Here is a 25,515-nt window from a genome sequence, read left to right as displayed (position 1 = left end):
CAATAGATTTGTTGAACGAACGGTTTAACCGCCCACGGCACCTTGAGTGTTCACATAAAGCGCGTAAACAGAGTGTGACGATGCCATGAATAGCCTGTTGCGTTTCGCGCCACCAAAGCAGACATTCGCGCAGCGCTCAGGCAGGTCGATACGTCCGATCATTTCACCCTTGGACGAAATAATTCTGACCCCATCCATTTCGGCACTGCCCATCCCCCAGCCGCACCATAGGTTTCCATCAATATCTGCGCGCATGCCGTCAATCGTGCCGGCACCTGCATCAAGAAATACCGTCGATTTGCCCAGTCTTTTACTACCATCTTTTAACGAGTAAGCGTGAATTAAACGATTTGGTGTACCTCTGGATTCAATGACATAAAGTAGGCTCTCATCAGGAGAGAAACATAGTCCGTTAGGCCCTTTAATTTGATCCGTCAGCATAGCTGCCTTACCCGTGTCCGGATCGAGGCGATAGATCGCGTGGGGCAATTCTTCTGGATGTTTGTTGCCTTCGTAGTCACTATTTGCGCCAAAAGGTGGATCCGTGAACCAGATACTGCCGTCGGACTTCACCACGACATCGTTAGGTGAATTGAGTCGTTTCCCTTGAAAGGAATCCATTAACACGGTGATCGTGCCGTCGTACTCGGTGCGTGTGAGACGTCCAATATGTTCGCAGGTAATTAAACGACCCTGGCGATCACGGGTATTGCCGTTAGCGTAATTTGAAGGCTGACGAAACACGCTGACATTGCCTGTCTGTTCTTCCCACTTCATGATGCGATTGTTGGGGATATCGCTCCAGAGCAGGTAACGGCCATCGCCAAACCACACGGGACCTTCTGCCCATCTACAACCGCTGGCAATTCTTTCTACAGACGCGAGCGCCAGTCTGTACTGATCAAATGCTTTATCTATTGATATCACTCTGGGGTCAGGATAGCGCTGGCTTTCTTCCCACATCTTTAGTCTCCTGTACGACTTTATTTATTGTTGTGCTAGTTTGTAACCTAATTTTCAAACACTGTCAGGAAATGGCAGGGGTGCACCGGCTGGCGGTAGTTCGTTGCCCAAACTTAACAGCGCCGCAACAGTCATATAGGTGCCGCTGACAGCAACCAGATCGACGAGCCGCTGCTCGCCTAAGATAGCTTTGGCGCGATCAAATAGGTCATCACTGATTTTGTGCTTGGTGCTGAGATCCATGCAAACGTCATAAACAATTGCTTCATCTTCATGCATATCGCGCGGGCGGATATTGGCTTTCAAATCATCTGCAATCGATGACCGAAGTCCTGCTTTGAGAGCGATAGGGTAATGAGCATGCCACTCAACCTGAGACGACCAAAGACGACCCTGTATCAGGATAGCGAATTCATTGAGGTGCTTAGGCAGTGAGGTATTAAAGCGGAGGTAGTCAAGCAGATCTTTGATCCGTCGCGCAAATATGGGGCTGCGCAACATCACGTTGTAAGGTCCTGCGAGACCGATACTAGATATGTCGAGTATTTCTTGAGCTAACGCTTTTGCGTCCTTGTCTGGCAACGTATCGAGCGTGATTTGAGGAAAGCGCTTGACTGAAGCTGGTTGAGAGGTCGACATCTGTGTCTCCGATTATTTCGCCTGATTTTATATTTTGCCGGGCTCGTGTGCTGTGTGCATCTTACGCTATCTAGTGGGCACCCTTGGCCGCCCCAAAGGGGGGCTTCGCCAACCATATCAGTGGCAACAGACAGAGAAGCAATCCGCCTGCTGCGATCATCAGTTGATTGGTCGAAAGCAGATAAGCTTGCGATGAAATCAATTGATCAATGACTGCTGATTTCACTGGTTCTACTAATCCAGCATTAGTAGCTTGCTCAGAGAATTGCTGATAGGCTGGATTCCCAAGTGCAACATTTTCAACTAAATGCGCGTGATGTCTGGCCGCGTTGTCTTGCCAGACTGTCGTTGCAATCGCTGTGCCGATACTGCCGCCCATGTTTCTTAAGAAATTGGTTAAACCACTGCCTGCGGCGAATTGTTGAGGTTTTAACGATGACATGGCGATGGCTGTCATCGGCATAAAAAAGCCTGAAATCCCGACACCCATGATCAACCGCGCAACCATTAAGCTTGACTCGTCGACTGCGGTTGTAAAGCTTGCGGCCCAAAAACAACCACCTGCCATGCAGCTAAAGCCTATCGTTGCAATGAAACGCGCATCGACGCGATTGATGTTGGCACCGAATATGGGTCCGGTGATTAAGGCCAGGACGCCCGTAAACGCCATGACTCGCCCCGCCTGAAACGCGGTGTAACCCAGTTGTGTTTGCAACCAAAGTGGGCCGATGACGATGTAGATATAGAAAGAGAAGGCGCCAAAAAACAAACAAATTGCAGCCGTCCTGAAGTTTCGAAGCTTGAATAATCTGAGGTCAACCACAGGATTCTCTTCGCCGAGCTCCCAGATAACGAAACTTACCAAAGCAATCGCGCTAACAATCGACAAGCCGATAATCAACTCTGACGAGAACCAATCGAGCTCGTTTCCTTTGTCCAGCATGATCTGCAGACAACTGACCCCAATAATTAACAGTAACAGGCCGACGATGTCGATGCTTTCTGTCGAAGATTTGGCTTTGGGGGCACCAAAGAGCCAGTAAACGCCATAAGCGGTCAAAATACCGAAGGGCAAATTAATGTAGAAAGCCCAGCGCCAAACCAGCGTGTCAGTAAGCCATCCTCCGATGACAGGCCCCAAAACAGGCGCAATCACGGTTGTTGTCGCCCAGATACCCAAAGCCATGCCGCGTTTCGCAGGAGGGTAAATTTTGACCAATAAGGATTGAGACAAAGGAATCATCGACGCACCGACTACCCCCTGAAGCACCCGCGCCAGAATCAGCATTTCGAACGAAGGCGCTGCACCACATAACATTGAGGCAACAGTAAAGAGCAAAGTTGCGAAGATGAACTGTCTGACATCGCCGATTCGCTTCGACAGCCAGCCCGTGAGCGGTAAAAAAATCGCTTCACTGACCGCGTAGGACGTAATGACCCAAGTTCCCTGGGTTGCCGTCACACCAAAGTCTCCTGCGATGGTTGGTAATGAAACGTTGGCAATTGAGGTGTCCAGGACATTCATAAATGACCCAGCGGCCAAGGCGATCGTGCCGATTGCCAGCTTCAAGCCTTTGAGCTGCTCCTGCGGCGCTTGCGCTGCTACTTCATTTGCCATGGGGTTTTAGATCTCAGCGAGCACGTTTTAGAACAGCTGATACGTGCTCATCGGCTATTTTGAGCTGCGTAGCGTAAATATCTGTCTTGAGCTCGGCTTTATGATTCATCGGTGCTAGCGGTAGGCTTTTAGTATCTAACACGTCGACTTTCACGTTCATCGACAAACCGATATTCAAAGGATGCTGTTTCAGTTGCTCCGGATCGATTTCTATTCTAACGGGAAGCCGTTGAACGACTTTGACCCAGTTGCCACTGGCATTCTGCGGAGGCAGCAGCGCTAAGGTTGAGCCAGTGCCTGGCGCGAAACCTGCCACCTTACCTTGATAGACGACCTTGCTTCCGTAGATGTCTGCTTCGACTTGCGCAGTCTGTCCAACTCTCATATTACGGATCTGGTTTTCTTTGAAGTTCGCGTCCACCCAAATCTTCTGGTTCATGACCAAGGATGCAGCTGGTGTTCCTGCGCTCACTCTTTGCCCCAATTGAGCAGATCTTTTAGAAACGACTGCATCGGCTGGGCTGAGAATGTCAGTACGAACCACTGCCAAGTAGCTTTGCCGAACCGCATTGATCGCTTTCAGTACCTCAGAGTGACGCGCGGTTTGAGCGACCTCCGTGATGTTTTCCGTGGCTGCAAGTGCTTGATCGTATGCAATCTTGGCATTTTCCAATGTAAGTTTGATCCGGTCGATTTCGTCTTTAGAGACGACTGCGTCGCCTTGCAAGGCCATCCGACGTTTGTAGTCGATTTGTGCTTTGTCGAAGTCTTGTTTGCGTTGTTGCGCGGTGAGAATTGCTATTTTGACCGTGTAATACGCTTTGACCAGATCAACATCCGCTTTTTCAAGGGCAATTTTCTGATCTGACGAATCCAATCTAAACATGACATCACCTGCTTTTACTGCTTGTGTGTCGAGCACCAGCACCTCAGAAACGGTCCCCTCGGTTTGCGCAGTCACTTGTACCTGTGTACCCGCGACATAGGCGTCATCAGTCGATTCAAAATGATCGAGGAACATAAACCAGTAAATCCCGTAACCGATGGCTCCCAGCAGTAATAACAAGAAGAAAAGACGAAACGCGGTGCTGCGGCCAGCGTTGCGGCTACTGGTTTCGTTTGGGGCAACGGTTTGGGTCGTGGTGGGTGTGGTCATGATGCTTAGTTAGCCGTGTGGTCTGTGGGTTTCTCAAACGAGCCGCCAAGTGCTTGAATCAGCGATATCTTGGCACTGAGGGATCTGGCTTGAGTGTCAATAACTTGTCTTTGTTGCTGAATGACATTCAGTTCAGCGCTGAGAACGTTGTCACTGGTCGTCAAACCCGCGGTTTTGCGCTGCTGCTGGATTTGCCAATAGCTGCGACTATCCGCAAGAGCGCGCTGCACCTGAGTGAGCTCAACAGCAGTGCTTTTGACTGTTGCAATCCCGTCAGCAGACTCTTTTAAAGCGGTAGTGAGTTGCTCTTGATAAGTAGAGATTCTCTCGTTACGGGCGGCCTCCTTACCTAGTGCATTGGCTGCGATACGACCGCCTTCGAAAATAGGCAAACTGATCACTGGACCAATACTAAAAGCCTGACTGCTTGATTGAAACAACATCGGTAGCCCGATGGCCTGGAAGCCAGCATAAGCTTGAAGGTTAACGTCGGGCAGGTACTCGAGCTTGGCAGCGTCGAAGTCCAGGCCAGCAGCAGTGATTTGCTCAAGCAAGACTTGCAGATCAGGGCGTCTGGCCAACAGGTTTGCAGGGATGGTGTCCGGGAGTTCGGGATGAGATGAATCTAATTTAGGCGCTTGGAGGTTTTCTCCCCAGGTGGGACCCTGCTGAGCAAGAGCAGCCAGTTGATGCTGCAGGACTTTGATTGCTAAAGCAGCTTGAGTCAGACGAACTTGTGCCAAGTCACGATCAACAAGCCGCTGCTTGGCATCCAGTGCGTCTACTACCCCTGCCTGCTGTCGGGCGACAGCGATTTGGTGGAGGCGATTGCGCAAATCTGCCTCTTTTACGCTGAGATCTTTTAATTGGTGTGCACGATCAAGATCCGTATAGACCTTTGCAATCGAGCTCGTGAGTATGAGTTGAGCTGCGGCAACGTTGAACTGGGCAGCCTTGACTCGGCTGTTTGCTGCATCAAAATATTTGTGCTGTTTGCCCCAGATATCCAGAGACCAGTTCATGTTGGCTTGAACAAAGCCATAACCATTATAGATTTGCATGCCTGGCACAAAAATGTAGTTTTGCGAGAATTGCTGCTGATCGATCTGAGCATTAAAACCGACTTGTGGCACCAGACTCGCTTGCTGGGCGCGAGCAATCGCTTGTGCGGCGGCAATTCGTGTGCCCGCTGTCTCGATAGTGGGTGACTTGGCCAAAGCGAGCTCAATCACTTCCACCAGTTGTGGATCATGCAGGTCAACCCACCAGTGTTCACGGATTCTGCCTGCAGCGCTTGACAAAGCAGGTTCAATTTGACTGATTTCTGGATTAGACGGTGAGTGAAGTTGGTCTTTAGGGGCAGTGCAACCGGTGACTGCAAGACAAAAGGCTACAACAAAAAATGAACGCATAAACACCAAAATAAATCGCTTTGCGGGTTTTGGAAGGCTCGGGAAACGCCGCCTGTCCTGACTAGTACTTACCCTATTGTACAGCTCGAAAATGACAGCGCTCGAGGTACGCCAACTGGATGTCTGAGGGATGTTTGATGGTGATTGTGGCCCGCCCTTATTGCCTCACGTAATAAGTTGATTGCTTATATTCAAATAGCAACTTAGTCGTTTGCCAATGTGATGATCCCCGATAGCATGAACGTCATTGTCAATCGAGTCATGAAACCAGATATGTCTTCCTACAGTCCAGCCCTTTGGCAAATCCCGCTATCTCGCCCACTCAGCGAGAAAGTTGAGCAGCTTCATCAAAGCTTGTTCGATCGGCTCAGCTTGGTCAGTGGTCAGCATCAAGTCATTCGTTTTGCCAGCAGCATGGCAGCAGAGGACATGGTCCTGATCGATGCCATGGTCAAAGTTAGTGCGCCAATCGAGATCTTCACACTTGATACCGGCCGGCTTCACCAGGAGACGCTCGATATGGTCGGGATCGCAGAACAGCATTACGGACTGTCGATCAAACGAGTTCAGCCCGAACCGAGAGACATAGAAGGCTTCATCAGTGTGCATGGCCTCAATGGTTTTTATGACAGTGAAGAGGCAAAAAAAGCTTGTTGCCGAGCCAGAAAAGTTTTGCCGCTTGATCAGGCGCTGAGTGGATCGGATGCCTGGATTACCGGTCAGCGACAAGAACAGGCTGTCACCCGCGTCGCCTTGCAGTTTGCAGAACTAGATAATGCTCGTGACATTGCCAAATACAACCCCCTCTTTGATTGGCTCGCTGCTGATGTGTGGACCTACCTCGAACATCATAGCGTCCCGATTCACCCGCTCCACCTTCAAGGATATCCCAGCATTGGCTGCGAACCTTGCACACGGGCTATACGAGCCGACGAAGAAACGCGAGCTGGCCGCTGGTGGTGGTTGCAACAAGCAAACAAGGAGTGTGGTTTACATGTCAAATAACGAAGTCAAAGCCCTCCAGAATGATTATCTTGACTGGCTTGAGTCAGAGTCCATTTACATCATTCGCGAAGTCGTGGCGCAGTGCGCCAATCCTGCCATGCTGTTCTCAGGTGGCAAGGACTCAATCGTCATGTATCACCTTGCTCGTAAAGCATTTGCTTTGGGCAATCGAGCAACTAGATTGCCTTTCCCTCTGGTCCATATCGACACCGGGCACAATTATCAAGAGGTCCTCCAATATCGCGACAACTTAATTGCACAAACTGGCGATCGTCTCGTTGTCGGATTAGTGGAAGACTCAATCAAAAAAGGCTCGGTGAAACTTCGTAAACCGACCGATTCCCGAAACGCAGCTCAGGCCGTGACTTTGCTGGAAACCATCGCGTCAAACCAGTTTGATGCCCTCTTGGGCGGTGCTCGTCGCGATGAAGAAAAAGCGCGCGCTAAAGAGCGTATTTTTTCTTTTCGAGATGAGTTTGGACAATGGGATCCAAAAGCGCAACGTCCAGAACTCTGGAGCCTCTACAACGCCCGGATTGCTCCTGGTGAGCACATGAGGGTGTTCCCAATTTCGAACTGGACTGAGCTTGATATCTGGCAGTACATCGCGCGTGAACGGCTATCTCTACCCAACATCTACTACGCTCACCTGAGAGAGGTCGTTGAAAAAAATGGTCTGCTTGTGCCCGTGACGGATATTACCCCCAAGCACGTAAACGATATCAGCAGCATCAGGCAGGTGCGCTTCAGAACGGTGGGCGATATCAGCTGCACATGCCCCGTTGCCAGCGACTCGGCAACGCCGGAAGACGTGATCGCCGAGACTGTCTTGTCAGCGCTCACCGAGCGGGGCGCAACACGGATGGATGACCAAACAAGCGAGGCCTCAATGGAGCGCCGTAAACGAGAGGGGTACTTCTGATGAGCGCAGGGGTGATTCGATTCATGACTGCCGGCAGTGTTGATGACGGCAAGAGCACGTTGATTGGCAGGCTGCTTTACGATACGAAGGCGGTATTATCCGACCAACTGGCTGCTGTTTCCCGCAGCAAACATGCTCGGGTGAAAGCACAAGACGCTGCGATCGACCTCGCATTACTGACCGACGGGCTCGAAGCAGAAAGAGAGCAGGGCATCACCATCGATATTGCGTACCGCTATTTCGTGACCGCAAAGCGTAAATTTATCGTTGCAGATGCACCAGGCCATGAGCAGTACACCCGTAATTTAGTGACAGGTGCGTCCCAATCGGATGTTGCGGTCATCTTGGTCGATGCGACAGGTGTCGACCTCACTGCGACTCCTCCTATTCTATTGGCTCAAACCAACCGGCATGCGGCAATTGTTCGACTGTTGGGCCTGCGCCATGTTGTATTTGCTGTCAACAAAATGGACTTGCTGGATTTTGATCAAACAGCATTTAGTGCGATCAGCGCGGCCTTGATTCAATTGTCACAGAAATTAAATTTGCCCGAGCCTTCGATCGTTCCATTGTCTGCGCTGCAAGGCGACAATGTCGTCACACGTAGCAACAAAATGCCTTGGTATCAAGGCCCAAGTTTGTTGCAGTGGCTGGAGAGTCTCGATACATCCGTTACTCCTTCAATGCCTGCACTGCGCTTGCCGATTCAGTATGTGGCCAGACAAGATGGCAGTGCCGCGGAGGATTTCCGAGGATATCTCGGGCGCGTCGAATCAGGTGAATTGCGAGTTGGTCAAAAAATCACGGTGCTGCCGTCTGGCGTGTCATCAACCATTTCTGAAATTCATCTCTCCAACGGCGTCAAGCATCTGCAATCAATGCCGGCTGAGACGGTAGCTGTGGCAGGTTCGCCTGTGATGTTTCGGTTAACCGATGATATCGATGTGTCGAGAGGAGACTTGATCGTCAGCGCTTGCAGCGAAACCGCTCCCGTCTTGGCTAAGCGGTTATGTGCGGACATTTGCTGGCTGGATGCAGAACCCTTATCTTTGTCACGTAAATATGTCTTACAGCACACGACCCGTTCGGTGTTTGCGAAGGTTAGGGCAGTGAATCAAGTGCTTGATGTGCGCACACTGTCAAGTGGTCAAAGTTCGCAAACGCTGCAAATGAATGATATTGGACAGGTTGATTTGGATCTGCAAAAACCAGTGATGGCGGATCTGTTCGATCAGCTAACTGCAACGGGCGCGTTTGTATTGATTGACGAAGCCACCCAGCACACCGTCGCGGCCGGCATGATTCGCAAGCTCAGTCAATGAGCGGTCGATTGCCAAGGGGCTTTGGAGCCATCCTGGCCCGCTTGGTAGTATCCCGCGAAGGGAGAAACAACGCTTTCCGCCAGGCGCTCTGCACCAGGGTCTGGGATGTGGGCGTGGGTAAATCCCACACGTTTGAGTAGAAACAACAGTTCTTGATTGATATCACCGAGCGCGTGAAGCTCGCCCGTGTAGCCCGCCTCGCGTAAGCGCGCTGCAATCGAGTAAGAACGACCGTCTGCAAACTTGGCGAACTTGAGGCCTATCGCCGGTGCGTGACGATTTTCTTCGGCGATTTTTTTTAACTGCTCGCTTAAGCCAAGTGCCGTATCGTTGCTCAGCAGGGTTTCAGGTTCAATGATGTTGATTGCCGTAGTTGGCTGGGCAATGCGCTTTCCGTGCATGTCGAACACCACGATCGTCGGAGCATTTTCAGCGACTGGCGAATTCTCTTGAGTCATTTTTATATCCAAATTCTATGTGATCAGGCTGTGACAAGCGCTCGGCAGCCACTTCATTCATCGCGTCACCAATCACTAAAGTGACTGGGCCGTCGCATTTTGCGAAACCAGCAGCTGCAATCGCGGCTAAGCTGGACCGCAAACGGCGGCCCGAGCGACTGGCATTTTCTACAAGACAAATAGTGGTGGTTGGCGATTTACCTGCATCAATTAACCGCTGACAAACGAGCTGTGACTGAGACCCCGCCATATAAAGTATAACGGTTTCTGCCGCCATTGACGCGTCTAGCCACTGTGTTTCATTTTCTTGTTCGCGACGACCGACCCGCGGCGTAACGAAAGCGACACTGCGAGACACACCCCTGAGCGTCAAGCTAGCCTGCAGCTCGGCCGCAGCAGCGCAAGCGGCGGTGACGCCGGGCACTATCTCAAAGTCGATATGGTTGCGACGAAGGATCTCGAGTTCCTCTGCCATGCGACCAAAAATTGATGGGTCACCGCCTTTTAGCCTGACAACATTCAAACCCTGTTTCGCAAAGGTGAGCAAACTGGCACAGATAAAAGCTTGTTCGACAGATGGTTGATCCAGACGTTTACCCACATCTAGCCATTTAGCGTGCGGGGCTGCTTCACGCATCCCTTCAAAGTCAATCAATGCGTCATACAACACCACCTGAGCATCGCCCAATATTCGCCAAGCTTTGCGAGTCATGAGCTCGGGGTCACCCGGCCCAGCCCCGATCAAGGTCACGCTCACGATGCTAACTCGCTTGTTTCGGACGTAGCCTCTGATGATTGTTTGACCTTTTTTCTAATCAGGTCTGCGGCGTTCGCGAAAGGCTGTTTGCCCAGACGTGCAACACAGGATTTAAAGTTTTCGCCGGGTTCGCGCAACTCGAGGTAAGTATCGAGAATCTCTTCGATCGCGTCGCCAATCTCATCCTCGGCAAAGGCTTTGCCGATAATGGACCCTAGGGCTGCGGGGGATCCATGCCCGGAATGCCCTCCCAAGAGCACTTGATAGAAGGCGGCTCCGTCTTTGTCCACACCGAGAATCCCGATGTGACCGGTATGATGATGACCGCAGCTATTCATGCAGCCCGATATCCGTAGGTCAAGCGGCCCGATGTTCTCCTGAGCATCGATTGACTGGTAGCGGCGCGCTATGTCTTCTGCCACCGGGATGGATCGGGCATTAGCAAGCGCACAGAAATCACCGCCTGGGCAACTGACCATGCTACCGAGCAATCCCCCTAGCGCGTGATGCAAGTTCAATTTTTTCAGAGCAACATATAACTCTGGCAAATCCTTTTCGAGCACGGCTGGCAGAACAAAGTCTTGCGTGTGGCTCACACGAATAAAGCCTTGGCTAAAACGATCAGCAAGGCCGGCAATAGCGTCCATTTCATCACTGGTGACATCGCCCGGTGCGCGAGTGTGATGTTTCAACGGGATGAGAATAGCGGCATAGCCCGCTCTCCTGTGCGGCAGACGATTGCGTTTTAACCAGTGATCCCAGGACGACTTGTCTGGCCCGTTAAATTGGCCGGCGACGTCAAGCAGCGCAGCGCCCTTTGTCCAGTCGGGTTCTACAAAGGTGGCTTTGACCCGATCAAGCTCGCTTTGAGTCAACTGGTGAATGCCGTCGCGCAATCGTGCCCATTCTGCTTCTACCAGCTCGCGGAAGGTATCAATACCGACTGCACGCACGAGAATTTTGATCCGAGCCTTGGTCAGATTATCTCTACGCCCCAATTCGTTATAGACCCGCATCACCGCATGCGTGTAGGTTAACAAGTGTTTCCATTCCAGTTCTTCACGCAGCACGGGTGCCAAGATAGGGGTGCGACCCATGCCACCTCCCACGCGAACTCGAAAGACTGCTTCGGGCTCAGCCCGCACCACTTCAAAAGCCATGTCATGCAACTGCACCAGAGCCCGGTCTTCGGGTGTGCCAGTCAAGGCTACTTTGAATTTGCGCGGCAAAAAGCACAGCTCAGGGTGAAAGGTGCTCCATTGGCGCATCAGTTCAGCGTAGGGGCGAGGGTCCAGAATCTCGTCGGGCGCGATACCAGCCAGCGCATCGCTGGTGATGTTACGCAGACAATTGCCGCTTGATTGAATGCCGTGAATACCTACTTCAGCCAGATCCGCCAACGCCTTCGGCGTGTCGTCTAGTGAGATCCAGTTCAACTGCATGTTTTGACGAGTTGTCAGATGACCATAGCCTCGGTCATATTGGCGAGCGACCTGAGCAAGCGTTCTTAATTGCGCACTGTTAAGCATGCCATAGGCAATCGCAATCCTCAGCATGGGAGCATAGCGCTGGATATACAGACCATTTTGCAAACGCAGCGGCTTAAGGTGGTCGTCGCTCAGTTGCCCGATCTTGTTCCGGTGGATTTGCCCAGCTAATTGCGCGGCCCGCTCTTTAAGACGATCAGTGTCGAATACGTTGGGTTGATACATTATTATCGTTGTTTAGCGAAAACTAAAGCTCAAGGCTATCGCTATGACGAGGTAGGGTCAAAGAAAGAATCAGTCTATCCATATAACCAAAAATGCTATGCCTCGGGTTTCGTTATTCGAAATCGAAAGGTAAGTCTGCTTGAAGTGCGGGTTCCGCCTGGCTCAGATCCTCGATTGGGATGAGATTGCTTGCTTTGACGCCAATGAGGCGAATCTTTTGTTCCAGCGGGACTCTCTTGAGGCATTCCTGTGCAGTCCGGCGAATGTCTGCCGCCTCGAACAAGGCGTGCGGCACACTGATGTCTCGAGTGACGACACGAAAGTCTGCATACTTAAGTTTTACTCCCAGCGTTTTGCTTGCGTAGGCTTTCCTGCGTAGATCTTCGCTTAATTTGGTGCACAGAGAGGTAAATATCTCAGACAGTTCATTGCGGTCCGTTTTGACATGCAAGTCACGGACAAAGGTCGTTTCGCGGCTGATCGATCTGGGTTCCGACTCTGTGACAACAGGTCTGTCATCCAGGCCGTGAGCGGCTCGATTCATCCATAAGCCAGTCGATTGCCCAAAATGCTCAATGAGAAGGGCGACCTCTGTCCTGGCGAGTTCACCTATGGTGTGAATCTCCAGATTCTTCAGCTTTTCAGTCGCCTTGGGGCCAATTCCGTTTATTTTTTTTGCAGCCAAGGGCCATATTTTCGCTTCAAGATCTGTTTGACTCAGTATGGTAATGCCATCGGGTTTGTCGAGATCGGAGGCGATTTTGGATAAAAGCTTGTTTGGAGTTATTCCAATTGAGCAACTCAGACCTGTCGCTTCCCGCACCGCTAATTTGATCTGTGTTGCGATTTCAATCGAATCTTGGAGCAGATCGGTGAGATCAATGTAGATTTCATCAATACCCCGATCTTCGATGATGGGCGCAACGCTGGCAACCGCTGATTTAAATAACCGTGAGTAATGCCGATACGCTTCATAGTTACCGGGCAGTAAGACTGCCTCCGGGGCTAACTCAGCCGACTTCATTAACCCCATGCCTGAAAACACACCCAAGGCCCTGGCCTCGTAAGTTGAGGTCGTGACCACGCCGCGGCCAGCGTAATTTTTGAGTTTGGGATAGAGCCAGCCGCCGTCTTGTCCCATAGTCGGGCGAGAAGCGTTTCGTCCCCCAACGACAACCGGCCGGCCCTTTAGATCTGGGTAAGTCAGTAATTCGACGGACGCAAAAAAAGCGTCCATATCGAGGTGAGCAATGCGACGCACCAAGGGTCAGAGCCTACGCGGTTGTAAGAAGTCTTACATTGTTGGATAAAGTGTTGCGTATTGCAACATGAATCGCTTTATCTATGTATTCGCTTTAAAGTAGTACGTCAGGCCTGTTGCGTGATTGCGTAGCCAAAAGGTTTTTATTGCGCGCGCATGAATTGATTAGATAGCTAACTGAGGTTTACATGGATTTGTGGTCGATTGAGTTTTTCAGCGCTCTGGGTGCGATTATTTTGATCGACCTGGTGTTGGCTGGCGATAATGCGTTGGTCATCGCTCTGGCCGCGAGAAATCTGCCCAAAGCGCAACAGCGCAAGGCTATTTTTTGGGGAACAGTTGGCGCTATTGTGGTTCGTAGCGTCATGACGGTAGGGGTCGTTTGGTTACTAAAGGTGCCAGGGGTCATGCTCGCCGGTGGCCTGATACTCGTCTGGATTGCAGTCAAACTGATGACACAAGACGACAGTCATGAACATGCTCAAGATCAATCAGTTGGTTTCTGGGCGGCAATGAGGACCATCGTTATTGCCGACGCCGTCATGGGTGTGGATAACGTGCTCGGCGTGGCTGGCGCCTCTCATGGCAGTTTTTTACTGGTCGGGCTGGGACTGGTTATCAGCATCCCAATCGTCGTCTGGTGCAGTGGTCTCGTCCTAAAACTGATTGAGCGTCATCCAGCCGTGATCGATCTTGGTGCGGTCGTACTGGCATGGACAGCAGCAAGCATGATTGTTGATGAACCTTTAATCGAAACTTGGATCCAGCCATTAAATGACTGGTCCAAGTTTATCGAAGTTGGTTTTGCTGCACTGGTCTGGTTATTTGCACGTTGCTTGCGATCACTCCGCAGGGGATGATTTACTTAAAAATTTTCCAGTAACCAGAACGATGAGTACGCCGAGCACGGGCGCCGCCTCGTGCAAGTGCGGCACGGTCGTGTCCACCCAGTCTTTAATGGCCGGGTCATTGACTGCCATGTCACCTGCAATCCATCCAAGTAGTCCGCCACCCACTGTAATGATGAGGGGGAATCTTTCCATTACTTTTAACAGCATTGAGGCACCGAAAATGACCAGTGGGATGCTGATTGCAAGCCCGGCAACAAGTAAAAACGTGCTTCCTTTCGCCGCTGCGGCAACGCCAATTACATTGTCGAGACTCATCACCAGATCTGCAAGCAGGATGGTTTTGATGGCAGTCAAGAGGTGGTCACTACTGTCAATTTCTTCATCATCTCCGCCTGCTAATAACGAATAACCGATCCATAGCAACAGAGCAGCCCCTACGAGCTTTAGGTAAGGCAACACGAGTAATTTGACTGCGAAAATCGTTAACAGTATGCGCATCACAATTGCTGCGCCGGATCCCCAGAAAATCGCTTTTTTCTGTTGATCGGGAGCCAGCGAACGAGCTGCCATCGCAATGACAACCGCGTTATCGCCAGATAAAACGATATTGACACCGATGATCTGAAGGAGCGGAATCCAAAAATCGGTCAGAGAGAGAGAAATACTAGTCATCGTCGTGCGCCTTGTGAGGATAGGTAACTAAGGATTTGGTGTGTATTGCATAAGTCGTCAACAGGTTTGGTACTGATTCGATGGCAACTATTCGAGAAATTTCGCAAACTCAGAAACAGGTTCGCGCTCGCTAATCAGACTGTTCTCGATTTTAGACATGTCCGCGTAGCCCAGTGCAAGACCGCACATAATAACTTCGGTTTCAGGGATTCCTGTCACTCGCCGAATCGTTTGATGAAATCGATTGAATGCTGCTTGTGCACAGGTGTCTAAACCTCGGCCGCGCGCGGCAACCATGAAGCTTTGCAAGAAACAACCAAAATCCAACCAAGAGCCTGTATTCATCGTGCGATCGATCGTGAAAATAATTCCAACCGGCGCGTCAAAAAATATAAAGTTGCGTTCATGCTGCGCTTGCATAGCCGCCTTGTCATCTCGACCCAGTCCCAGCAAATTGTAAAGGCCGAAGCCCACTTTGCGCCTGCGATCAATGTACGGTGAGACCCAGTTATGGGGATAGTAGCGGTACTCTTCGGTGATCTCGTCCGCTTTAGCAGGATCTGCCAGCGTCACTAAAATTTCGCTTGATAACCGCTGTTTGATATTCCCGGTCAGCACGTAGGCTTTCCATGGTTGTGTGTTCGAGCCAGAGGGTGCTCGGGCCGCTACCTCGAGCATTAACTCAATGTCCTCTCGCGCCACTGTCGTGGGCAGAAAGGCGCGCATTGAATGTCTAGAGGTGATCGCGCGATCGACGATTTCTTGTTCTGTGTTTTTGATCATGGCGTGTAGTCTGGGTGATAAGTTTCAAAAATCTACCACACTGCACCCCTCGATGTGATGGTAAATATCTGCACCGAGCAGTGTTCGGTTGCGTCTGCTATGCTCCTTCGACAGTCTTTTACCCTCGTTGTTTTGTTCAATCAGGAGCACGCAATGCAAGCGATTCAATACGAGTTCGACAATGGCGTAGGCGTTTTGACGCTGAACAGGCCAGCGCGCAAGAACGCAATCGATCAAGTGATGGCGACAGAGCTTCAAATATTATTGGCGGATCTCGCCCAGCAACGAGATTTGCGCGCGCTGGTGATTACTGGCGCGGGCGGTGCGTTTTGTGCCGGTGGCGATATTAGCAACATGATGTCTGCTGCCGGTAACTCTGAAACGGGTCGAGACAGAATGCGCTTTAATTATTTGTCCTGGATTGAAACCATTCTTAGGCTCGAAGTTCCCGTGATCGCCGCTGTGCGAGGCCCGGCATTTGGCGCAGGCTTTAGTCTCGCCTTAACTGCCGATATGGTCCTTGCTGAGCCGGGTAGCCGCTTTTGTATGTCGTTTGTTCGACTTGGGCTGGTCCCAGACTGTGCTGCTTTTTATACCTTGCCGCGGATTGTAGGCATTCAACGTGCCAAAGAACTTTGTTTCTCTGGTCGCGAGCTCGGTCCTGAAGAGGCTCATCACTTGGGTATCGTGACCGAAATTACAGCCATTGATGGGGCATTAGATCGTGCGAAACAGATTGCACAATGTTTCGCTTCAGCTTCACCGTCCTCGCTTGGCTTGATGAAGCGCGCCTTAAACGTGTCCTTGAATACTTCGCTGGACGCAATGATTGATATTGAAGCTGCTGCTCAAGGAATCGCACGCACGAGTGATTGGCACGCACAGGCAGTCGCTCGTTTCTTGTCTAAAGAACCACCCATGTTTCAGTGGCCTGCCAAATCACAAGATTAACCAGATGCCCAGCCGGATTCCCATCGCGTTGGTGTTGCTGGACGAAAGCGCATGCGCAACGGTCCTGAGCAATCTCCAGCGGCAAGCGAGCCTCAATCAAATCATTATCATTAGCGATATATTAGAATTTTGCTCCTTGGCTGGGGGAGATCGTTATTTGTACGTGCCCCGGTTAGTAAGTTCAAACAGCGATGGGTCTTGCCTGTGTTGTGGTTTAAACAGTGCCCTGGGCGATCATTTGCGGCGTATATTTTTTCAAGCATTAGCAAATAAAAGTCGCAAGCTTGCTGGTGTGGTCGTCCTGTCCGGGCAGGCTGACCCCGAAAACATTAAATTTACTCTCAAGCACACCCCATTTTTGGGACAACGGTATCGTTATGCTGGCACCTTAGATGTTCGGGTGGCATCCGCTGGTGCGGCACTGGCAGAGTCATTAACTGACCCTAGTTCTATGCAGGGTGTTGAAGAGATGCTGCTTCATACGTTACACTAAGTGTGTTGTTGATCCCTTACCGTTATTTAGTTTTTGTGCTTAACGCTAGGGTCTCGCGTTTCTAAATTGCCATATTTACACAAGTCACTGCAATGAAACGCGCACTTGTACCAGTCTTGCGTGCTGGTCAGGCGATACAGAAACAACGCCCAATCTGATTGATCTAGCCAAATTGTTTTTGAGTGCTGACTCGAATTTTTTGACTTGAATCTGTTGATTTGACTTTTAAGTCCTCAAAGTTCAAGCCCTGAAAACAAAACTGGCCGAGCGCAGATTTTGCGATCGACCAGAAGTTGTATTTTGGTTGCGGGGGCAGGATTTGAACCTACGACCTTCGGGTTATGAGCCCGACGAGCTGCCAGACTGCTCCACCCCGCGTCTGAGAAAAAGAGTATAGCTTATCTAGCGTGTCTTCGCAAATGGACGTCGCGCTAAAAAGGAAAGAAGAACCTGATGAATGACCCCAAAGCCTTGCTGGTACTGGAAGCTGCGCTGTTGTGCGCAAGTGCACCAATGCCGATGTCAGAGTTAAAAAAACTGTTCGATGATGAATCATTGGCTGACCATGAAGTCAGAGAAGTTTTAGAGTCACTGCAAATTTCCTGGAATGATCGCGGCATGGTACTCGTTGAGCTTGCGAGCGGCTGGCGCTTTCAAAGCCGGGAGAGCATGCAAGTTTATTTACAGCGTCTTAGTATTGAGCGAGCACCAAAATATTCACGGGCTGTGATGGAAACTCTCGCCATTATTGCCTGGCGTCAACCAGTGACTCGAGGCGACATCGAAGACATCCGAGGTGTTACAGTCTCGTCCCAGATCATCAAAACGCTCGAAGAAAGAGGTTGGGTTGAGGTGATAGGGCACCGGGATGGTCCTGGGCGGCCCGGATTGCTGGGTACGACTCGGCAGTTTCTCGATGACTTGGGATTGCGTGCGTTGGATGAATTGCCTGCACTGGGATCCCTTGAGATTGGTGAGGCACTGGGTTCGCTGAACATAGAAGGCGAACCTGCTGCTGACATGGCAGCGGCGAATATTAAACAAGACGAAACAGAGTTGGTTATCACCGGCACACATACAGATGCCGCTGACTCGCCAGCAGAACCAATTATTTTTGCGACCGACGACCAATTTGGTCAGGTTAATCCGGAGTCCAAGTGACGAACACAAACAATAACAGTAATGAAACATCCGAGCAGACTGCTGAGCTTTCGGCGGCACCTGACTCAGCAGCGCCCCCCGAAGCGGCGCGCGCAGCTAAGCCTCGGGCCAGAAAATTAAGAACGCCATTTCGTCGCCGTCGGCCTGATGTTGATGCCCAAGACGCACAAGCGACAAATTCGGCTGATCACTCAGAGCCGGTGCCCACGGAACAAGGCGCGGGATTTGTTGCCGACGATCAGACAGAGGATCAGACCTTTATTGCCATAGATACCTCCCCCGAGCAGATTGATCCTGTTGTCGGCGAGCAAGAAGCAACAGAAGCCCTGTCTTATTTAAGTAGCGCAGAACGAATCGAGCAGCGTTTGGGTAAATACCTGAACAGCGACGTACTCATGCCTAAGCTTCATAAAGTTTTGGCTGACGCAGGGATAGGTTCTCGCCGCGAAATGGAAGAACTGATCGTGGCAGGTCGGGTTTCAGTCAATAGCGAGCCAGCGCATATTGGTCAGCGCGTCGGCCCGAACGATCAAGTTCGTGTGAACGGCAAGCCAGTGACTCGAACGAATCAACGCAAGCCACCACGCGTCATTCTTTATCACAAACCTGCCGGCGAAATTGTCAGCCATGACGATCCAGGTGGCCGTGCTAACGTTTTTTCGCGTTTGCCAAAGATGAAAGTGGGTAAATGGCTTTCCATTGGACGTCTCGACTTAAACACTGAAGGTCTTCTGATCCTCACGACCTCAGGCGATCTTTCGAATCGCCTGTTACATCCACGTTATGGCAATGAAAGGGAGTATGCGGTCCGCGTGTTGGGCGAGTTGGGGCCTGAACAACGTCAGGCACTGCTGGAAGGCGTGACGCTTGAGGATGGTCTTGCGAGCTTTGGTATGGTTGAGTTTCTCGGGGGCGAGGGGAGCAATCGCTGGTATCGCGTCACCTTGAACGAAGGGCGCAACCGTGAAGTGAGACGTATGTTTGAATCCGTTGGATTAACGGTTAGCCGCTTGATCAGAACCCGCTTTGGTGACATTGTCTTGCCAACAACCTTACGTCGTGGTCGTTGGGAAGAGCTCGATCCAAAATTCGTCACAGCGTTGATGGTACAGGTGGGCCTGTTGCGCGAGGAAGGTGACGGAGATGGTCGTTCGCGTGGCCCTCGGCAGCCAGCCTCCCACGATAGTGCCTTGCCTCCGGGATTCGGCACGATGGAGCAAAACGGTATGAACGGGGCCAAACTGGGTCGCCGCGGCAAGATTTCTGGTGGACGCGACAAGCCTAGTGGCTTTTCACGAGGTGGCGAGTTTGCGTCTGCTGCGCTTACTGTGGGTGGTGGCTATGCCAATGGTCATCCACAAGGACGCGCCGGCGGTCGAAGCAACAGAGGCCCAGCTGCTGCGGGTGCTGCGGGTAACGGGGCAGCTGCCTCCGGCAATCCACCGGGCGCACGCAAACCAAGACCTTCGCACAAGCCGCGTAAACCTGGCGGTGGTCAGCCTGGACTTGCTGGTATTGATAAGCAACCGAATCAACAGCCCACCGGTAGGCCAGCTGGCGGGGATGGGCGTCCACCCAGGGCCGCAAAAGGGCCGAATGCGAACGGGCCAAAAGCCGGTCCGCGTCGCGGCCCAACAGGTCCGAGAGCGGGTGCGCCCCGGTCGGCGCCGAAAGGCGACGATTGGCAGCCAAGTGGCGCTTCGGCGCATGAGTCACGCCTCGGTTTTAGTAAGCCGCGCGGGGGTCGGTAAGCCGAGCTTGCTTCTGTAACTTATTGGTCTGGCAAGATTTTTTGCTGGGAAATATGCTAAGATAATGAGCTTGAAGCTTTAATCGCTTCGGTTTTTATTTGTTTTTTGCAATCGGGCTGTTTTCAGCCCTTTTTTTTTGAGTCGATGGCGGATCTATTTAGTTTATCTCAGCAGGCCCTTGCATCGATGGATGTCGAACTTGTTGACGTCGAGCGGGCGGCACTTGGTCTATTGCGTATCACCATAGACCGAGTTGAAGGCGTGCGTATCGAAGATTGCGAGCAGGTATCAAAACACTTGTCGCGTGTCTACGAGGTCGAAAATATCGATTATCGCCGCCTTGAGGTTGGATCGCCCGGGGTGGACAGGCCGTTGCGCACGCACGCAGACTTTCAGCGATTCGTCGGCGAAAGGATTGAGGTAAAGCTGCGTGAAGCAGTGGACAATCAAAAGGTTTTTTCTGGTTTGCTTGTGTTGACAGCCGTTGACGCAAGTGAGGTAGGTGCCAAAACTGAGGCCGGGCAAACCGATCTCGAGTTTGGCGTCGATTTTGAAGCAAAAAAAGGCGAAGTCCGGCGAGTCGTGTTCAAGTTTTCTGACGTTGAGCGCGCTAAGCTGGATCCGGTTTTGGATTTCAAGGGTAAAAAGCGATGAGTCGCGAAATTCTTCTGTTGGTTGATGCCTTAGCGCGCGAGAAAAACGTGACGCGCGATGTGGTCTTTGATGCACTGGAAGGGGCATTGGCCTCGGCCATGAAAAAACGTTTCAAAGAAGACGCAGATATCCGCGTCTCGGTTGATCGCCTTAGTGGCGATCATGAGGGCTTCCGACGCTGGCTGGTGGTCCCCGATGAAGCTGGTCTTCAGGCTCCTGATCGCGAAGAGATGCTCTCAGATGCGCTTGATGTTGTGTCTGATATCGAAGTCGGTGAGTACATCGAAGAGCCGCTTGAGCCAATCGAATTTGGTCGGATAGGTGCACAAGCTGCCAAGCAAGCAATCTTGCAAAGAATTCGCGATGCAGAGCGTGAACAGGTCCTGACAGATTTTCTTGACAGAAACGAGTTGATTATTTCCGGATCCATCAAGCGGATGGACAAGGGCGATGCCATCGTCGAAACAGGCAAAATCGAAGCTCGTTTGCCTCGCAGCGAAATGATCCCGAAAGAAAACTTGCGCGTTGGCGACCGAGTGCGCGCCTGGGTCTTTAAGGTTGATCGGACTGCACGAGGTCAGCAAGTGATTTTGTCGCGAAATGCGCCAGAATTTATCAAACAACTATTTGAAAACGAAGTGCCTGAGATCGAGCAGGGCTTGCTTGAGATCAAGGGTGCCGCCCGTGATCCTGGTGTGCGTGCAAAAATTGCTGTGGTTGCTTACGATAAGCGCATTGATCCGATTGGCACTTGTGTTGGTATGCGTGGTTCGCGTGTCACTGCAGTTCGTAACGAACTCGGTGGCGAACAAGTCGATATTGTGTTGTGGTCTGAGGATCCAGCTCAATTCGTGATTGGTGCGCTGGCACCAGCCAACGTTGAGTCGATTGTGGTCGACGAAGATCGTCACGCCATGGATGTGGTGGTTGACGAAGAAAATCTACCCAAGGCAATTGGCTCAAAAGGTCAAAACGTCCGTCTGGCGTCCGAGTTGACTGGCTGGCAAATTAACATTATGACGCCTGAAGAAAGCCAAAATCGGCAAGAGGTCGAACGGGCTAATTTGCGTTCGACGTTTATGACCCGGCTGGATGTGGACGAAGAGGTTGCCGATATCTTGATCGATGAAGGATTTACCGGTCTTGAAGAAATCGCTTACGTGCCAATGCAAGAATTGCTCGAGATTGAGTCTTTCGATGAAGACACAATTAATGAATTGCGGACCCGAGCACGCAATGCTTTGTTGACCGAAGCCATTGCGCAAGAAGAGCGTGTCGAAACGGCTCAGGATTTGCTCAGTCTCGAGGGGATGACTCCTGAGCTGGCCGCGTTACTGGCGAAAGGCAGCATCCATACTCGAGATGACTTGGCCGAACTGGCCACTGATGAGTTATCTGAATTAACGGGCTTAGATGAGAAATCGGCCAGTGATTTTATTATTGCGGCACGTGCACACTGGTTCGAATAGAACACGGTTGTACTGAGTGATTATTTAAGTTTATGCAGTCATGCAGTAAATGGGAAGAGAGAGTCTAATGTCCAGTATTACAGTTGCCCAGTTCGCCACTGAGTTGAAAATGCCCGCTAATGTGCTGCTTGAGCAGCTGCGTTCAGCTGGCGTCGATCTCGGCTCTGTGGATGATAAGGTCACCGATTCGGATAAGACTAGGTTGCTTGAATCCCTGCGTAAGTCTCATGGTGCGACTGACGGCAAAAAAATTACTCTTATGCGTCGGCAGACGTCCGAAATCCGACAAGCCGATGCAACGGGTAAGTCCCGTACCATTCAAGTCGAAGTACGTAAAAAGCGTGTTTTCGTCAAGCGCGATGCGGCTGAAACAGCTGATGTGGCCGCAACACCAGGCAAAGATAACGATGTGTCGCAAATTGAAGCACCAGCGTCCCATGCCGGTGACTTACCAGTACCTTTGACGACTCCAGAAACTCAAGATGGTCAAGCCGATGCCGCACAGTCTTTGGCTGAGGACAAGCAAATTACTCAGCCGCTTGCTGCCGCTGAGCAACTGGTCGTGGAGCCAGTTGTCAGCGCTGCACAACCCGACGTCGCTCCGCCAGCCTTGGCTGCTGTTGAGGCCGCCCCAGTCGAGTTAACTCCAGTTATCGAGCCGATAGTCACCATTGCAGCCCCCGATACGACCGCTGCGCCACTAACTGACGCTGAAGATCAGTCATCGACTGGGTTTATCGTCGACGCACCGTTAGAAAAGTGGGTAACTGAGCCAGTTGTTGCTGAGACGGGTAAACAAGCGATTCTTGCTAAGACCGTGGATGCCACGTCCTCAGGCGTCGAGTCTGAGGTCGTTGCAACCACCACGTCCTCTGCGGACGAAGCACCTAAATCAATTAAGCCGACTCGCGGCCGCGGTGTTGCGCCACCAGCGCCAAAAGTAGCAACAGAGGCAGTGCGTGATGAAGCTCGGCGCGCCTCAGAAGCAGAAGCCGCTGCGCTGCGTGACATGCTGAATCGCTCGCGCAAGCCAGCAAAAGTAGCAGAGCCTGATGCGGCAGCACTGTCCGGTACTTTGCATAAACCTGCTGCGACACCTGCTAAACCGGGTGACAAAAAGCCAAGCGACGCAGCTGGTAAGAAGGTCATTAAGTCCGGAGAAGTTTCTTCAACCTGGTCCGACGATTCACGGGGCAAGAAGCCGCCCGAGAAACGTGATGCACCCTCGGCTCCTGGTCGGGACGGCTGGCGCGCTGGTGGTAAGAGCAAATCAAGTGGTAAGAAAGGTGGTCGTGGCAATACTAGTCAAGTGGACCGCCAAGAACCAGCCCCAGTCGAATTCATCGCGCGTGAAATTCATGTGCCTGAGACGATCAGCGTTGCGGATCTGGCTCACAAAATGTCAGTGAAAGCAGGCGAAGTCATCAAGCACCTCATGTCTCTGGGTCAGATGGTAACCATCAACCAAGTACTCGATCAAGAGACCGCGATGATCGTAGTCGAAGAGCTCGGCCATAAAGCGATCGCGGCAAAACTGGATGATCCAGAAGCGTTCCTGGATGACACCCCGCACGAAGATGCCGAGCTGATGCCTCGCGCGCCGGTGGTAACTGTCATGGGACACGTTGATCACGGTAAGACTTCATTGCTGGACTATATCCGTCGGGCCAAAGTCGCTTCAGGCGAAGCAGGTGGTATTACACAGCATATTGGTGCCTATCACGTTGAAACAGAGCGTGGCATGGTGACATTCCTGGATACACCAGGGCACGAAGCGTTCACAGCCATGCGTGCCAGGGGTGCCAAAGCGACTGATATCGTGATTCTGGTTGTGGCAGCAGATGACGGGGTGATGCCTCAAACTCGAGAGGCTATTCATCATGCCAAGGCTGCCGGTGTACCACTGGTTGTTGCGGTAAACAAGATCGATAAGCCTGAAGCCAATCCGGATCGAGTCAAACAGGAACTGGTTGTAGAAGAGGTTGTGCCTGAGGACTACGGTGGTGATGTGCCCTTTGTGTCGGTTTCCGCAAAAACGGGTATTGGCATTGACGAGCTCTTAGAAAATGTCCTGCTTCAAGCTGAAGTGCTTGAGTTGAAAGCAGCGGTTCATGCCCCGGCAAAGGGACTCGTGATTGAAGCGCGTCTCGATAAGGGCCGTGGCCCAGTCGCGACCATTCTTGTTCAAAGCGGTACGCTGAACCGTGGTGACGTGGTGCTTGCAGGTTCTGCTTATGGGCGCGTTCGTGCGATGCTTGACGAAAATGGTAAACCCATTCAAACCGCCGGCCCGTCTATCCCGGTTGAAATTCAAGGTCTGACGGAAGTTCCTTCCGCAGGTGATGAGATCATGGTTTTGGTGGATGAACGCAAAGCACGCGAAATCGCCTTGTTCCGCCAGGGTAAGTTCCGCGACGTTAAATTGGCTCGTCAGCAGGCTGCAAAACTAGAATCGATGTTTGAGAACATCAAAGAAGGCGCACAAACTCTGTCGCTTATCGTCAAAACTGACGTGCAAGGTTCTCAAGAGGCGCTGGTCCAATCACTGGTCAAACTCTCAACCGAAGAGGTTCGCGTACAAGTTGTGCATGCTGCTGTTGGTGGTGTGTCTGAAAGCGATGTGAACCTGGCTATTGCTTCTGGTGCGGTAATTATTGGTTTTAACGTGCGTGCTGACGCCAGCAGCAAAAAGCTGGCCGAATCCAATGGTGTTGATATTCGTTACTACAACATTATTTATGATGCAGTCGACGAAGTGAAGGCAGCAATGTCGGGCATGCTTGCGCCTGAAAAACGCGAAGAAGTGATCGGCATGGTCGAGGTTCGCGAGGTCTACACGATTTCGCGTATCGGAACCGTCGCAGGTTGCATGGTGACAGATGGCCTGGTCAGACGCGATTCACAAGTACGCTTGCTGCGCAATAACGTGGTTCACTGGACAGGCTGGATGGAATCCTTGCGTCGCTTCAAAGACGATGTCAGAGAAGTCAAGTCTGGGTTTGATTGCGGCGTAACCTTGCGCGGTAACAATGATCTTCAGGTCGGTGATCAACTTGAAATCTTTGAGATCAAGGAAGTGGCGCGTTCTCTTTAAGCCTCACCATGAACCGACACAAGCAGAAATCCATCCCGGGCCGAAACATCAGGCTCGCAGATCAGATCCAAAAAGATCTGGCGTTGATTATTCAACGCGAAATTGATATGTCTCGGGCAGGGTTAATTACACTTTCTTCGGTGGATCTGACAGCAGATTATGCCCACGCTAAAGTTTATTTTACGGTCTTAGGTGCAGAGCCTGCTCAGGCCGAGACTTTGTTGAACGAAAAGGCAGGTTGGCTTCACTCTCAGTTATTTAAACTTCTGCACATCCACACTGTACCGACCTTGCGTTTTTTCCATGATCCTCAGTTGAAACGCGGGATTGAAATGTCTAAGCTCATCGACCAGGCAAATGAGCCAGGTCATTACGTTGGTGTAGCCGACGAACCTGAAGACAAGCCTTAAG

At 51.4% G+C, this 25,515-nt stretch carries 22 protein-coding genes, 1 tRNA gene and 1 pseudogene; 12 read left to right on the top strand and 12 right to left on the bottom strand.

Annotated elements, in window-relative coordinates; genetic code table 11:
• Nucleotides 1-24: 24 nt before the first annotated feature.
• The 5 genes from BCM14_RS11060 to BCM14_RS11040 all read right to left on the bottom strand — a co-directional run bounded on the left by BCM14_RS11060 (nucleotide 25) and on the right by BCM14_RS11040 (nucleotide 5,788).
• Nucleotides 25-963: an SMP-30/gluconolactonase/LRE family protein gene (locus BCM14_RS11060; protein WP_106228095.1), complete on the bottom strand. Its 939-nt coding sequence runs from the start codon at nucleotides 961-963 to the stop codon at nucleotides 25-27.
• 54 nt (nucleotides 964-1,017) lie between these two features.
• The gene (locus tag BCM14_RS11055; protein ID WP_259673563.1) at nucleotides 1,018-1,602 is read right to left on the bottom strand and encodes a carboxymuconolactone decarboxylase family protein; all 585 of its coding nucleotides are present in this window, start codon (nucleotides 1,600-1,602) and stop codon (nucleotides 1,018-1,020) included.
• Nucleotides 1,603-1,672: 70 nt separating this feature from the next.
• Nucleotides 1,673-3,220, bottom strand: coding sequence for a DHA2 family efflux MFS transporter permease subunit (locus BCM14_RS11050; RefSeq protein WP_106228094.1), 1,548 nt, complete (start codon nucleotides 3,218-3,220; stop codon nucleotides 1,673-1,675).
• A 13-nt stretch (nucleotides 3,221-3,233) separates the two neighbouring features.
• Nucleotides 3,234-4,376, bottom strand: a complete 1,143-nt coding sequence (locus BCM14_RS11045; RefSeq protein WP_106228093.1) for an HlyD family secretion protein — start codon at nucleotides 4,374-4,376, stop codon at nucleotides 3,234-3,236.
• Nucleotides 4,377-4,381: 5 nt separating this feature from the next.
• On the bottom strand, nucleotides 4,382-5,788 hold the full coding sequence (locus BCM14_RS11040; RefSeq protein ID WP_106228092.1) for an efflux transporter outer membrane subunit: 1,407 nt from the start codon (nucleotides 5,786-5,788) through the stop codon (nucleotides 4,382-4,384).
• A gap of 237 nt (nucleotides 5,789-6,025) precedes the next feature.
• Between BCM14_RS11040 and BCM14_RS11035 the strand changes: the two genes are divergently transcribed.
• From BCM14_RS11035 to BCM14_RS11025, 3 genes are read left to right on the top strand one after another with little or no spacing between them, the layout of a single operon-like run.
• Entirely contained in the window at nucleotides 6,026-6,793 is a 768-nt protein-coding gene (locus BCM14_RS11035; protein ID WP_259673562.1) for a phosphoadenylyl-sulfate reductase, read from the top strand.
• Nucleotides 6,783-7,715, top strand: a complete 933-nt coding sequence (gene cysD, locus BCM14_RS11030) for a sulfate adenylyltransferase subunit CysD (protein ID WP_106228091.1) — start codon at nucleotides 6,783-6,785, stop codon at nucleotides 7,713-7,715. Before BCM14_RS11035 ends, cysD begins: the two co-directional genes overlap by 11 nt.
• Nucleotides 7,715-9,037: a sulfate adenylyltransferase subunit 1 gene (locus BCM14_RS11025; RefSeq protein WP_106228090.1), complete on the top strand. Its 1,323-nt coding sequence runs from the start codon at nucleotides 7,715-7,717 to the stop codon at nucleotides 9,035-9,037. Before cysD ends, BCM14_RS11025 begins: the two co-directional genes overlap by 1 nt.
• On the opposite strand, the gene BCM14_RS11020 is transcribed toward BCM14_RS11025, so the two are convergent.
• The 4 genes from BCM14_RS11020 to dinB form a co-directional block, all read right to left on the bottom strand.
• Nucleotides 9,031-9,495: a DUF934 domain-containing protein gene (locus BCM14_RS11020; protein WP_106228089.1), complete on the bottom strand. Its 465-nt coding sequence runs from the start codon at nucleotides 9,493-9,495 to the stop codon at nucleotides 9,031-9,033. The two genes, BCM14_RS11025 and BCM14_RS11020, sit on opposite strands and share 7 nt — an antisense overlap.
• Nucleotides 9,467-10,252: a uroporphyrinogen-III C-methyltransferase gene (gene cobA, locus BCM14_RS11015; protein ID WP_106228088.1), complete on the bottom strand. Its 786-nt coding sequence runs from the start codon at nucleotides 10,250-10,252 to the stop codon at nucleotides 9,467-9,469. The genes BCM14_RS11020 and cobA overlap by 29 nt, the downstream gene beginning before the upstream one ends.
• Nucleotides 10,249-11,964, bottom strand: a complete 1,716-nt coding sequence (locus BCM14_RS11010) for a nitrite/sulfite reductase (RefSeq protein WP_106228087.1) — start codon at nucleotides 11,962-11,964, stop codon at nucleotides 10,249-10,251. Before BCM14_RS11010 ends, cobA begins: the two co-directional genes overlap by 4 nt.
• Nucleotides 11,965-12,076: 112 nt before the next feature.
• Nucleotides 12,077-13,228: a DNA polymerase IV gene (gene dinB, locus BCM14_RS11005; RefSeq protein ID WP_259673561.1), complete on the bottom strand. Its 1,152-nt coding sequence runs from the start codon at nucleotides 13,226-13,228 to the stop codon at nucleotides 12,077-12,079.
• 185 nt (nucleotides 13,229-13,413) lie between these two features.
• Here dinB and BCM14_RS11000 point away from each other — a divergent pair, with 185 nt between their 5' ends.
• Complete coding sequence (locus BCM14_RS11000; protein ID WP_106228085.1) at nucleotides 13,414-14,085, top strand: TerC family protein; 672 nt, start codon at nucleotides 13,414-13,416, stop codon at nucleotides 14,083-14,085.
• Here BCM14_RS11000 and BCM14_RS10995 read toward each other — a convergent pair.
• Together BCM14_RS10995 and BCM14_RS10990 are read right to left on the bottom strand one after the other, a co-directional pair.
• Complete coding sequence (locus tag BCM14_RS10995) at nucleotides 14,068-14,748, bottom strand: TerC family protein (protein WP_106228084.1); 681 nt, start codon at nucleotides 14,746-14,748, stop codon at nucleotides 14,068-14,070. The genes BCM14_RS11000 and BCM14_RS10995 overlap by 18 nt on opposite strands.
• An 87-nt stretch (nucleotides 14,749-14,835) precedes the next feature.
• On the bottom strand, nucleotides 14,836-15,531 hold the full coding sequence (locus BCM14_RS10990) for a nitroreductase (protein WP_106228083.1): 696 nt from the start codon (nucleotides 15,529-15,531) through the stop codon (nucleotides 14,836-14,838).
• Between the two features lie 153 nt (nucleotides 15,532-15,684).
• Between BCM14_RS10990 and BCM14_RS10985 the strand changes: the two genes are divergently transcribed.
• Both BCM14_RS10985 and BCM14_RS10980 read left to right on the top strand, forming a co-directional pair.
• Nucleotides 15,685-16,482: an enoyl-CoA hydratase/isomerase family protein gene (locus BCM14_RS10985; protein WP_106228286.1), complete on the top strand. Its 798-nt coding sequence runs from the start codon at nucleotides 15,685-15,687 to the stop codon at nucleotides 16,480-16,482.
• Between the two features lie 4 nt (nucleotides 16,483-16,486).
• Nucleotides 16,487-16,975 carry a hypothetical protein gene (locus tag BCM14_RS10980; RefSeq protein ID WP_106228082.1) on the top strand — a complete coding sequence of 163 codons (489 nt, stop codon included), beginning with the start codon at nucleotides 16,487-16,489 and terminating at the stop codon, nucleotides 16,973-16,975.
• Between the two features lie 301 nt (nucleotides 16,976-17,276).
• Here the strand turns inward: BCM14_RS10980 and BCM14_RS10975 are convergent.
• Nucleotides 17,277-17,353 (bottom strand) — tRNA-Met (locus BCM14_RS10975).
• Nucleotides 17,354-17,428: 75 nt separating this feature from the next.
• Here BCM14_RS10975 and scpB point away from each other — a divergent pair.
• The 6 genes and pseudogenes from scpB to rbfA form a co-directional block, all read left to right on the top strand.
• Nucleotides 17,429-18,025: pseudogene (gene scpB, locus BCM14_RS10970) on the top strand (SMC-Scp complex subunit ScpB); the annotation flags it as partial.
• A 107-nt stretch (nucleotides 18,026-18,132) separates the two neighbouring features.
• Nucleotides 18,133-19,887 (top strand): pseudouridine synthase, encoded by a 1,755-nt coding sequence (locus BCM14_RS10965; protein WP_106228080.1) that lies wholly within the window; start codon nucleotides 18,133-18,135, stop codon nucleotides 19,885-19,887.
• A 144-nt stretch (nucleotides 19,888-20,031) separates the two neighbouring features.
• Nucleotides 20,032-20,541, top strand: a complete 510-nt coding sequence (gene rimP / locus BCM14_RS10960) for a ribosome maturation factor RimP (protein ID WP_106228285.1) — start codon at nucleotides 20,032-20,034, stop codon at nucleotides 20,539-20,541.
• On the top strand, nucleotides 20,538-22,010 hold the full coding sequence (gene nusA / locus BCM14_RS10955) for a transcription termination factor NusA (protein ID WP_106228079.1): 1,473 nt from the start codon (nucleotides 20,538-20,540) through the stop codon (nucleotides 22,008-22,010). The genes rimP and nusA overlap by 4 nt, the downstream gene beginning before the upstream one ends.
• A 67-nt stretch (nucleotides 22,011-22,077) precedes the next feature.
• Nucleotides 22,078-25,104, top strand: a complete 3,027-nt coding sequence (gene infB / locus BCM14_RS10950; RefSeq protein WP_106228078.1) for a translation initiation factor IF-2 — start codon at nucleotides 22,078-22,080, stop codon at nucleotides 25,102-25,104.
• Nucleotides 25,105-25,112: 8 nt separating this feature from the next.
• Nucleotides 25,113-25,514, top strand: a complete 402-nt coding sequence (rbfA, locus tag BCM14_RS10945; RefSeq protein WP_106228077.1) for a 30S ribosome-binding factor RbfA — start codon at nucleotides 25,113-25,115, stop codon at nucleotides 25,512-25,514.
• Nucleotide 25,515 lies beyond the last annotated feature (1 nt).

It is taken from the genome of Jezberella montanilacus, assembly GCF_003003055.1.
Lineage (GTDB): Bacteria > Pseudomonadota > Gammaproteobacteria > Burkholderiales > Burkholderiaceae_B > Zwartia > Zwartia montanilacus.
Note: the sequence above shows the minus strand (reverse complement) of the source record. Positions and strands in the feature narration are given on the sequence as shown.